The following is a 10,133-nucleotide window of genomic DNA, read 5'->3' on the forward strand; positions in this document are numbered from 1 at the left end:
CGGTCCTTTCTCCGTCAGCCGCCGAGATAGGCCGCCCGCACGCGCGGGTCGGCGGCCAGATCGGCGGCGTTGCCCGACAATGTCACCCTCCCCGCCTCCATGACATAGGCGTGATCGGCGACGCGCAGCGCGGCGCGGGCGTTCTGCTCCACCAGCAGGATCGAGGTGCCCTCGCCGCGGATCTGGACCAGCAGGTCGAAGATCTGCTTCACCACCATCGGCGCGAGGCCGAGCGACGGCTCGTCCAGCAGCAGCAGCCGGGGCTTCGACATCAGGGCGCGGGCGATGCACAGCATCTGCTGCTCGCCGCCCGACAGCGATCCCGCCTTCTGGACCAGCCGCTCGCGCAGGCGGGGGAACAGCTCCAGCATCCGCTCCATCCGGGCGGCGCGGTCGTGGCGCAGCGTCCGCCCGCCCAGCAGCAGGTTCTCCCGCACCGTCATGGTGCCGAAGATCTGCCGCCCCTCCGGCGCCTGGGCGAGGCCCCGCCGCACCACCTCGTGGCTGGGGCTGCCGGTCATGTCCCGGCCGTCGAAGACGGTGGCGCCGCCGCTGGTCCGGTAGATGCCCGACAAGGCGCGCATCAGCGTGGTCTTTCCCACGCCGTTGGCGCCCAGCACGGCGACGATGGCCCCCTCGGCGACGTCGAGCGAGACGCCGCGCAGGATCTCCTGCGGCCCCATGCGCACCGTGAGGTCGCGGACCTCCAGGATGCGGCGCCCGGCGACGGCGGTGGCGGCGGGCTGTGCTCCGTCAAGCGGCATCGTCTTCCACTCCCAGATAGGCTTCGAGGACGGCGGGGTCGCGCTGCACCGCCTCGGGCGTGCCGTCGGCGATCTTGCGGCCGGAGGCCAGGACGATGACGCGGCTGCAACTGCCCATCACCAGCCCCATGTCGTGCTCGACCAGAAGCACGGTGACGCCGCCCGCGTGCAGGCGGCGGATGAAGTCGGCCAGCTCCGCCGTCTCGGTGTCGTTCAGGCCCGCCGCCGGCTCGTCGAGGATCAGCAGCCGGGGGGAGGTCGCCAGGGCGCGGGCGATCTCCAGATACTTGCGCTTGCCGTAGGACAGGTTGGCGGCGATGTCCCCCGCCTGGGCGGTCAGCCCGACGCGCTCCAGCGCCTCCCAGCTGCGCTCGCTGACCGCGCGGCTGTGGGCGCCGCCGTTGAACAGCGCCCGCCAGGGCGACTGGCCGAAGGCGCCGACCGCCCCGACCGACACGTTGTCGAACACCGTCATGTTCGGGAAGACGCGCAGGTTCTGGAAGGTGCGGCCCATGCCCATGCGGGCGATCCGCCAGGGCTTGCGGCCCGTGACGTCCTGCCCGTCGAAGGTCACGGTGCCGTCCGACGGCGGGGTGAAGCCGGTGATCAGGTTGAACAGGGTGGTCTTGCCGGCGCCGTTGGGGCCGATCAGCCCGACCAGCTCGCCCTTGGCGATGGTGGCGCTGACGTCGCTGACCGCCAGCAGGCCGCCGAAGCGCCGGGTCAGCCCCTGGATGGACAGAAGCGTGTTGCTCATGATCCGCCTCACTTCCAGCCGACGGGCGTGCCGCCGGCGATGGTGGCCCAGCCGCGGGAGAAGGAGCGGCGGACGAAGCCCAGCGCGGTGCCTTCGGCCAGCATGCCCTTGGGCAGCAGCAGGATGGACAGGAACATGGTCGCCCCGACGGCGATCATGCGGTAATCGCCGATGTCGCGCAGCGCCTCCGGCAGGACGATCATGAACAGGGCGCCGACGACGGCGCCGGGAAGGCTGCCCAGCCCGCCGACCACCACCATCGCCAGGATCAGGATCGATTCCATGAAGCGGAAATTGTCCGGCGCGATGTAGGCGGAGGTGTGGGCCAGCAGCGCCCCGGCGACGCCGGCGAAGAAGGTGGCGACGACGAAGGACTCGATCTTCAGCCGCTCCACGTTGATGCCCATGCTGTCGGCGCACTGGTCGTCCTCGCGCAGCGCCCGCAGCGCGTTGCCGTAGTAGGAGTGGGTCAGCCGGTGCAGCACCCAGACGCAGGCGACGGCGATGACCGCGACCGCCAGATAGCGGCTGAGCAGCGTGTCGGCCTGCCAGCCGAGCAGCCCGATCGGCGGGATGCCGCGGATGCCCATCGGGCCGCGGGTGAGATCGATCCAGTTCAGCAGGATCACGTAGATCATCTCGCCGATGCCCAGCGTGGCGACGGCGAAATAGATGCTGACCAGCCGCATGGTCGGCAGCGCCACCAGGAAGCCGAACAGCGCGGCGATCAGCCCGGCCGCCGGCAGCGTGACGATGAAGGGCAGGCCGAGCCGGGTGGACAGCAGCGCCGCCGCGTAGGCGCCGATGCCGTAGAAGGCGGCGTGGCCGATCGACAGCAGCCCGGCGGTGCCCGTCACATGGTTCAGGCTGGCCGACAGGATCACGAAGATCATCGTCGTGATGGCGATCTGGGCGAGGTAGCTGGACCCGGTCCCGACGATCGCGGCGGGCACGGCGCCGAAGGCGACCGCCAGCAGAAGCAGCGTCCAGGCGAACCGCCGGCCCCGCCCGGAAAACGCGGCGGGCGGCGCGAGGGTGTCCGGCATCAGCCGGGCGTCAGGCACGTTCACGTCCATGTCCGAACAATCCTTGCGGGAAGAAGACCAGCGTGATGACCAGAAGGCTGTAGGTGATCAGATCCTTCCAGCCGCTCGACAGGAACTCGGTCGCGATGCTTTCCGACACGCCGAGCAGCAGCGCGCAGGCGACCGCCCCCGGAATGCTCGACAGGCCGCCCATCACCATGGCGACGAAGGCCTTCACGCCCGGCGCGAAGCCCATGTGCGGCGAGATCGCGCCGTCGTAGAGTCCGACCAGGATCCCCGCCGTGGCGCCCAGCATCGAGCCGACGGCGAAGGTGGTGACGATGGTGCGGTCGGTGTTGATGCCGACGTAGCGCGCGCCGAGCTGGTTGTTGGACACGGCGCGGATGCCGAGGCCGGTCTGGGTGCGGTAGAGCAGGAACTGCAACGCGCCCAGCATGACGGCGGAGGTGGCGAAGATGACCAGGCTGCCGCTGGCGACCATGATCGGCCCGATGGCGACCGGCTGTTGCAGAAGGTAGCCGGACGGGATGCCCTGCATGTCGCCGCCGAAGATGTGCATCATGATCTCGCGCGCGACGATCGACACGGCGAGGGAGGAGAGCAGCGTCGCCTCGCGCATGGCGCGGGATTTCTGGCTGGCCTCGTCGGTGAAGCGGCGGAAGGGGCGGAAGGCGATGCGCTCCAGCCCGACGCCGGAGGCGGCGCCCACCGCCAGCACCAGCGGCACCACCGCCAGCAGCGGCGGGGCCAGCGCGGTGATGACCATCAGGCCGACGAAGGCGCCGATGGTGTAGACCTCGCCATGGGCGAAGTTGACGACGTTCAGGACACCGAAGATCAGCGTGAAGCCGATCGCCATCAGGGCATAGACGCACCCGATGGACAGGCCGTTGATGACCTGCTGAAGGAAGAAGACATCGAAGACCATGGCGTGCTCCAGGCTTCGGGGAGCGCGCCCGCCGGTTCCGGCGGAGCGCGCACCACGGCGTGTGTCACCGAAAAGCGGATCGGAGAAGGCGGATCGGGCGGAAGGCCCCGGAGCGTGCCGGGGCTTTCCGGGGCGCCGCCGGCCAGCGGCCGGTCAGGGGCCGGTCAGGGGCCGGTGACCACCTGGAAGCGGCCGTCCTTCACCGTCATCCTGGCCAGCGCCTTCGCCGGCTCGCGGGTGACGGGGTCGAAGCTGGTGGCGCCGGTCACGCCGGGATAGCCGGTGGTCGCGGCCAGCGCGTCGCGCAGGCTCTCGCGCGTCACCGACGGGCCGGCCTTGGCGATGGCGTCCAGCATGATGCCGACCGCGTCGTAGGCCTGGGCGGCGAACATGCCGGGCTCGGACTTGAAGCGCGCGGCGTACTCCTTCACGAAGGTCTGCACCGCCGGGTCGGGGTTGTCGGGCGTGAAGGTGGTGGCGAGGTGCAGCCCCTCGACCGATTCACGCCCCAGCTCGATCAGCTTGGGCGAATAGAGGGAGCTGGTGCCGTAGAGCGGGATCTTGATGCCGAGCTGCTCGCGCTGCTGGGCGAAGGCGGCCCCCTCCTCGTAGAACATGGCGAGGTAGATCACGTCCGGCTTCTGCCGGGCGACCTTGGTCAGGATGGAGCGGAAATCGCGGTTGCCGGGGTTGAACGCCTCGGTGGCGGTGATCGTGCCGCCCTTGGCCTTGAAGCCGCCGACGAAGCCGTCGAGCGCCGAGATGCCCCAGTCGTTCTGGATGTAGATGACCGCCGCCGTCTTCTTGCCCGCCGCCAGGATCCAGTCGGCGTTGTACGGGCCTTCGAAGGCCTGGGTGGTGATGTTGCGGAACTGCCAGGGGCTGAGCTTGGTGAAATCGGGGTGCGAGGCGGTCTGGGAGAGCTGCGGCATCTTTTCCGCCGCGTAGATCTCGCCCGCCGCCATCGACACGGTGGAGGAGAAATCGCCGATCACCCCGACGACCTTGGAATTGTCGAGGAACTTGTGCGCGATGTTGCGCGCCTCCTTGGGATCGTCCTTGCTGTCCTCAAAGGTGATGGCGACCTTGGCGCCGGCCAGCTTGCCCGAGGCGTTGAACGCCTCCAGCTTGATCTGGGCGGCGTTGCGGAACATCTCGCCATACTGGCTGCGGTCGCCGCTGAGCGGCGCCTGGTAGCCGATGACGATCTCGCGGTCGGCGGCCTGGGCGGTGGCGATGGTGGCCAGCATGGCGCCCAGAACGGCGCCGAGAACGGCGTGCTTCCTCATGATTCGATTCCCCTGTCGGCGAGGCTGGACGGTCAGTTCGCGGCGGCCGGGGCGGCGGCGCCCGGCGTGATCGTCAGGTGGCAGCAGGTGCTGCGGCCCGGCTTCCAGGTGTCGACCTCGATCTCGAAGCCGGCGGTCTCGAAGGTGCCCTTGTCGACCGCGCCGGCGAGTTCGCAGAGCGTCTCCACCGTCTCCGCCGGCAGGTTGGCCTCCAGCCAGGCTTCCTTGAGGGGGCAGGTGTGGAAGCGGATCTCCAGAACCTCGTCGGTGCAGCGCACGACCTCCGGGCCGAACTGGACCTCGGCGTCGGGGATGAATTTCAGGAAGGAGTCCCGCAGGCCGGCCAGATCGGACGGGGCGTGGGGCGCGAAGTTGTGGGCGATGGCCGCACCCCGGCGATAGATGGTGCGCGCCATGATCTCCCTGGCCTTCTCCTCGCCGATCTCCTTGCGCATTTCGTCGAAGGCCGCTTCATAGACCATCGCGCGGCTCTTCATCGCGTTGCGCAGAAGTGTGCGAAACTCGTCCATCGGTGATTGCTCCTGTTCTTGCCAAGTGTCTTGCGGTGGCGATTTTTTTGTTTTCAACGGCTTTTTTTTGATTCAGAGCGACGGGCCGCCCCGAAGAAAGGCCTCGATCCGCGCCTCGTCGGCGGCGGTGTCGAAACCGGCCCGCCCCATCCAGGCGTCGTCGTGGTAGGTGTTGCGGTAGCGCTCGCCGGAGTCGCAGATCAGCGTCACCAGCGAACCGGCCCGCCCGGCGTCGCGCATCCGTCCGGCGATCCAGCACAGCCCGAAGAAGTTGGTCCCGGTGGACCCGCCGACCATCCGGCCCAGCCGCCGCGACAGCACCCGCATCGCCGCCAGCGACGCCACGTCGGGCACCTTGATCATCTGGTCGACGACCTCGGGGATGAAGGACGGTTCGACGCGGGGGCGCCCGATGCCCTCGATCCGCGACCCGCGCTCGCAGGTGATGGCGGCGTCGCGGTGGACGAAGCTGTCGTAGAAGACCGAATGCTCGGCGTCCGGAACGCACAGCCGGGTGGGCAGGTGGCGGTAGCGGATGTGGCGCCCGATGGTGGCCGCGGTGCCGCCGGTGCCGGCGCTCATCACGATCCAGTCCGGCACCGGATGGCGCTCGCCGCGCATCTGGCCGAGGATCGACTGGGCGATGTTGTCGGTCCGCCAGTCGGTCGCCCGCTCGGCGTAGGTGAACTGGTCGAGGTAGACGCCGCCCAGCCGGGCCGCCAGCCCCGCCGCCTCGGCGTAGATGGCCTTGGGCGATTCGACGAAATGGCAGCGTCCGCCATGGAGTTCGATGGCCGCGATCTTCTCGTCCGAGGTGCCGCGCGGCATCACCGCGTGGAACGGCAGATCCAGCAGCCGGGCGAAATAGGCTTCCGACACGGCGGTGGACCCCGACGACGCCTCGATCACCGGAGTCCCCTCGCCGATCCGCCCGTTGCAGATGGCGAACAGCAGCAGCGACCGCGCGACGCGGTGCTTCAGGCTGCCGGTGGGGTGGGTCGATTCGTCCTTCAGGTAGATGTCGATCCCGGACAGCTCCGGAACGTCGAGCGTCAGCAGCGGCGTGTCGGGCGACCGCGCCGCCTCGGTCTCCAGCCGCTCGATCGCGCGCCGGGTCCAATCACGGCCGCCGGACTCGGGCAGCGCGGTGAAGTCGAGGCGGAACGGCTGTCGGATCGAACCGGCGCCGGGTTGAAGCGGCACGGTCTGCGCGGAAGCGGTCATGTCACCCTCAAAGCGCGATGACGGCGTCGATTTCGACCGACGCGCCGAGCGGCAGCGCCGACACCTCGACGGTCGAGCGGGCCGGGAACGGCGCCTGGAAGAAGCCGGCGTAGACCTCGTTCACCGCCTTGAACTGGCCGAGGTCGGTCACGTAGACGGTCGTCTTCACCGCCTTCGACAGGCTGGTTCCGGCGGCTTCGGCGATCGCCGCGATGTTGGTCAGGCTGCGCGCCGCCTGGGTGGGCGCGTCCGGGCCGGCGAAGGCCCCGGTGGCCGGGTCGATCGGCAACTGGCCGGACACGAACAGCAGCCCCCCGGCGATGCGGGCCTGAGCGTAGGGGCCGACGGCGGCCGGGGCTTTGTCCGTGGCGATGGTGTCGGTCATCATCTGGTCTTTCCTGTCTGGGTCCTGTGGTGGCGATTCCCGCCTGCCCAACGGCCGGGCGGTCTGCCCGCGATGGCGGCATGCGGGTGCGCGCGAAATCCTCAAAGCAAAAAAGCTTTCCTCCAACCCGGCCAAGTGAGCAAAATCATCCACCCCAACCGTGAAGGCCCCGAGCAGACCCGATGACCATCGACGCCACCGACCGGAAGATCCTGGCCGCCCTCCAGGCTGACGCGACGCTGTCGCTCGCCGACCTCGGCAAGCAGGTCGGCCTGTCCGCCACCCCCTGCTGGCGCCGTGTGCAACGCCTTGAACAGGAAGGCTATGTCCGTCGCCGCGTGGCGCTGTTGGATCGGGCGAAGCTGAACGTCGACGTGACCGTCTTCGTGGCCGTCCGAACCAGCAAGCATTCGGCGGAATGGCTGGAGGAGTTCCGCCGCGTGGTGGCCGACATACCGGAGGTTGTCGATCTCTACCGCTTGAGCGGCGAAATCGATTATCTGCTTCGGGTGGTCATCCCGGACATCAAGGCCTATGACGCCTTTTATCGAAAGCTCATCGAGCGCATCGAGCTTCAGGATGTCTCGTCAATGTTCGCCATGGAGGAAATGAAATCAACAACGGAAGTCCCCCTGTCTTACGTAAAGACTTAGGTTTTCAAAGTCTTTACTTGTTAATTTTCTTTATGGACTCGAGTTTTTGCCGATTTCCCGAAGTCACTGTAGTGATCATCAATATGTCATGGTTCCCGTGAGATTTTTTCACTTTTTTGGCTGAGGACGCGTCCATGCATAGAAAATTTTTTCTCTTATCATTCATTTCACACAAGATTCTTCCGTGGCTGAGGGCTTGATGTGGAGCGGGCGCCTGGGCGTCCCGGCACGGCTTCCCGCCCAGGGCCTGAGAGGATTCGCGTTTCCCGGACAGGCTCGCTCCTGGCCTGTCCCGTGGACGCGGGATCGGCGGATCGAAACCAACGCGCATTGCCGCCGGATCGTCGGGCGAGGCGCTTCGCCTCGATCGGCTCCCGCCTCCGACCGACACTCGTCGACCGGAGGCCTTGCGCAAGGAAACCGCTCCACCACCGGCACCGCGGGATCCCAGCTGCGCGCCGTTCCGCGTCCTCAGGCCGAATTCCACACCGACGTCATGGAAAGTGATATGTGTTTCAATGGATTTCCTGGCGCAGCAGAGACGGGGTGAGGACATGGGCCAGCAGGCCTTCAAGCCTGGGGGCGGGGAGCATGCAGGGGCCGCGCGGCTCGACGTAAGGTCGATGCTTGCCTCTGCGGTGGCCCGGCACAAAGCGGGGGATGCGGCGGCGGGTGACTTGTACCGGGCCATTCTTTCGGCCGAACCGTCGCATGGGGATGTGCTCCACCTGCTTGGCGTGACGGCGCTTCAGGCCGGGGCGGCGGAGATGGCCAGCCGTTGGCTGCGCCGGGCGCTCACGGTCGACAGGACGCAGGCCTATTATCGCAACAGCCTTGGGGAGGCTTTGCGCGCGCTCGGCCGGCCGGACGAGGCGCGGGATCAGTACCGCCTGGCCCTCACGCTCAGTCCGGCCTACCCGGAAGCGCTCGCCAACCTTCTCAGGCACCCCCGGCCGGACGACAACGCGCCGGCCCTGCTGGAACGCTTCTGCCGGCTTCGCCTGGCGGCGGCGAGCGAGATCCTGGTGGTCGCCGACTCCCGCTTGCTCTCGGGACGGCTGGCCGACGCCAGGCTCGCCTACCGGGCGGCGGTCGCGCTGGAGCCGGCGACGGTGCAGGCCTACGTCAATCTCGGCGCGACCGCCTCCCGGGAAAAGAACCACGCCCAGGCTGCCGGGGCCTACCGCCGGGCCTTGTGCCTGTCCCCCGATCATCCCGGAGCCTGGAACAACCTCGCCAGCGCGGTGTGGGAGTTGAACGACGGCCCGGGCGCCACCGGCTTCTGCCGCCGTTCCGTGGCGCTCAAACCGGACCATCCCGATCCCTACGCCAACCTCGGCTACATCCAGCGGTCGCAAGCCCGGAACGGCGACGATTTCACCGAGGCGGCGACGCTGTGCCGGAGAGCCCTGCGGCTCAAGCCGTCGCATATCTCGGCGCTGAACAATCTCGGCATCGTCAACCTCGATCTCGGCCGGCTGGACGAGGCGGAGCGCCTGTTCCGCCGCACGCTGGAGGCCGAACCAACGCATCCCGATGCGCGTTTCAACCTGTCGCTGGCGCTGCTCAAGGCCGGCCGCCTCAAGGAGGGCTGGGATTTCTACGAGGCCCGCTGGGAAACGGGTCAGCTCCCGGCGGTGAACGCGCAGCTGCGGGCGTGGCGTGGCGAGCCGCTGAACGGCGCCACCATCCTGCTGCACGCCGAACAGGGGCATGGCGACACCCTGCATTTCGTCCGCTACGCACCGTTGGTCGCGGCGCAGGGCGGGCGCGTGGTGCTGGCGGTCCAGCCGGCGCTGAAGCGGCTGGTCGCCGGCATGCCCGGCGTGGCCGCGGTCCATGCGCTGACCGAGGCCTTCCCGGTTCCGGACTTCCACTGCCCGCTGATGAGCCTGCCGCGGCTGCTCGGCACCGAACTGGGCACGATCCCCGGCGGCACTCCCTATCTTCACCCGCCGGCCGAGGCGATCGACAAATGGCTGGGCCAGCCCCTGCCGGGCGCCGGGCTGCGGGTCGGGCTGGTGTGGTCGGGCGATCCCCGGCCGGGCCTGCTGCGCGCGAACCTGACCGACCGTCGGCGCAGCATGACCCTGCGCGATCTGGCGCCGCTGGCCGAGGTGCCGAACCTGCGCTTCGTGAACCTGCAAATGGGCGGTCCGGCGGCGCAGCTCGCCGATCCGCCGGCGGGAATGGACATCCACGACCCGATGGGAGCCGTCACCGATTTCGCGGACACGGCGGCGCTGGTTCTGCGGCTGGATCTCGTGATCACCGTGGACACCTCGGTCGCCCATCTCGTCGGGGCGCTCGGCAAGCCGGTCTGGGTCTTGTCGCGCTATGACGGCTGCTGGCGTTGGCTCCAGGACCGCGACGACACGCCCTGGTACCCGACGATGCGGCTCTTCCGCCAGACCATGTCGGGGGACTGGAGCAGCGTGGGCCGGCGTGTCGCGGACGCCCTGCGCACGCTGGTGGGCTGAACGTCGCGACGAGGGGGGCGGCGCCCCCGGTCCGGGCGGGAAAAGGGAAGGGGCCGTCCGTCGCCGGAGCGGCCCCT

At 68.8% G+C, this 10,133-nt stretch carries 10 protein-coding genes; 2 read left to right on the forward strand and 8 right to left on the reverse strand.

The window, feature by feature from the left end:
- Positions 1-14: 14 nt before the first annotated feature.
- The 8 genes from J2847_RS10855 to J2847_RS10890 all read right to left on the reverse strand — a co-directional run bounded on the left by J2847_RS10855 (position 15) and on the right by J2847_RS10890 (position 6,926).
- A complete protein-coding gene (locus tag J2847_RS10855) occupies positions 15-764 on the reverse strand; it encodes an ABC transporter ATP-binding protein (protein ID WP_209779003.1) in 750 nt (249 codons plus the stop codon).
- Positions 754-1,521, reverse strand: a complete 768-nt coding sequence (locus tag J2847_RS10860; RefSeq protein ID WP_209779004.1) for an ABC transporter ATP-binding protein — start codon at positions 1,519-1,521, stop codon at positions 754-756. The genes J2847_RS10855 and J2847_RS10860 overlap by 11 nt, the downstream gene beginning before the upstream one ends.
- Before the next feature lie 8 nt (positions 1,522-1,529).
- A complete protein-coding gene (locus J2847_RS10865; protein WP_085557622.1) occupies positions 1,530-2,597 on the reverse strand; it encodes a branched-chain amino acid ABC transporter permease in 1,068 nt (355 codons plus the stop codon).
- The gene (locus tag J2847_RS10870) at positions 2,578-3,495 is read right to left on the reverse strand and encodes a branched-chain amino acid ABC transporter permease (RefSeq protein WP_209779005.1); all 918 of its coding nucleotides are present in this window, start codon (positions 3,493-3,495) and stop codon (positions 2,578-2,580) included. The genes J2847_RS10865 and J2847_RS10870 overlap by 20 nt, the downstream gene beginning before the upstream one ends.
- Before the next feature lie 164 nt (positions 3,496-3,659).
- Positions 3,660-4,784, reverse strand: coding sequence for an ABC transporter substrate-binding protein (locus J2847_RS10875; protein ID WP_209779006.1), 1,125 nt, complete (start codon positions 4,782-4,784; stop codon positions 3,660-3,662).
- Between the two features lie 32 nt (positions 4,785-4,816).
- Positions 4,817-5,314: an L-2-amino-thiazoline-4-carboxylic acid hydrolase gene (locus J2847_RS10880; RefSeq protein WP_085557625.1), complete on the reverse strand. Its 498-nt coding sequence runs from the start codon at positions 5,312-5,314 to the stop codon at positions 4,817-4,819.
- A gap of 72 nt (positions 5,315-5,386) precedes the next feature.
- A complete protein-coding gene (locus J2847_RS10885; protein WP_209779007.1) occupies positions 5,387-6,538 on the reverse strand; it encodes a PLP-dependent cysteine synthase family protein in 1,152 nt (383 codons plus the stop codon).
- Positions 6,539-6,545: 7 nt separating this feature from the next.
- The gene (locus tag J2847_RS10890; RefSeq protein ID WP_325169371.1) at positions 6,546-6,926 is read right to left on the reverse strand and encodes a Rid family detoxifying hydrolase; all 381 of its coding nucleotides are present in this window, start codon (positions 6,924-6,926) and stop codon (positions 6,546-6,548) included.
- A 179-nt stretch (positions 6,927-7,105) separates the two neighbouring features.
- On the opposite strand from J2847_RS10890, the gene J2847_RS10895 reads away from it, so the two are divergent.
- On the forward strand, positions 7,106-7,576 hold the full coding sequence (locus J2847_RS10895) for an Lrp/AsnC family transcriptional regulator (RefSeq protein WP_137143125.1): 471 nt from the start codon (positions 7,106-7,108) through the stop codon (positions 7,574-7,576).
- A 719-nt stretch (positions 7,577-8,295) separates the two neighbouring features.
- Positions 8,296-10,056, forward strand: coding sequence for a tetratricopeptide repeat protein (locus J2847_RS10900; protein WP_209779008.1), 1,761 nt, complete (start codon positions 8,296-8,298; stop codon positions 10,054-10,056).
- Positions 10,057-10,133 lie beyond the last annotated feature (77 nt).

This window comes from Azospirillum agricola, assembly GCF_017876095.1.
GTDB lineage: Bacteria > Pseudomonadota > Alphaproteobacteria > Azospirillales > Azospirillaceae > Azospirillum > Azospirillum agricola.

Bases quoted from the DNA above. Each gene is read 5' to 3' on its own strand.
- J2847_RS10855 (WP_209779003.1), bottom strand. From the start codon at position 764: ATGCCGCTTGACGGAGCACAGCCCGCCGCCACCGCCGTCGCCGGGCGC.
- J2847_RS10860 (WP_209779004.1), bottom strand. From the start codon at position 1,521: ATGAGCAACACGCTTCTGTCCATCCAGGGGCTGACCCGGCGCTTCGGC.
- J2847_RS10865 (WP_085557622.1), bottom strand. From the start codon at position 2,597: ATGGACGTGAACGTGCCTGACGCCCGGCTGATGCCGGACACCCTCGCG.
- J2847_RS10870 (WP_209779005.1), bottom strand. From the start codon at position 3,495: ATGGTCTTCGATGTCTTCTTCCTTCAGCAGGTCATCAACGGCCTGTCC.
- J2847_RS10875 (WP_209779006.1), bottom strand. From the start codon at position 4,784: ATGAGGAAGCACGCCGTTCTCGGCGCCGTTCTGGGCGCCATGCTGGCC.
- J2847_RS10880 (WP_085557625.1), bottom strand. From the start codon at position 5,314: ATGGACGAGTTTCGCACACTTCTGCGCAACGCGATGAAGAGCCGCGCG.
- J2847_RS10885 (WP_209779007.1), bottom strand. From the start codon at position 6,538: ATGACCGCTTCCGCGCAGACCGTGCCGCTTCAACCCGGCGCCGGTTCG.
- J2847_RS10890 (WP_325169371.1), bottom strand. From the start codon at position 6,926: ATGATGACCGACACCATCGCCACGGACAAAGCCCCGGCCGCCGTCGGC.
- J2847_RS10895 (WP_137143125.1), top strand. From the start codon at position 7,106: ATGACCATCGACGCCACCGACCGGAAGATCCTGGCCGCCCTCCAGGCT.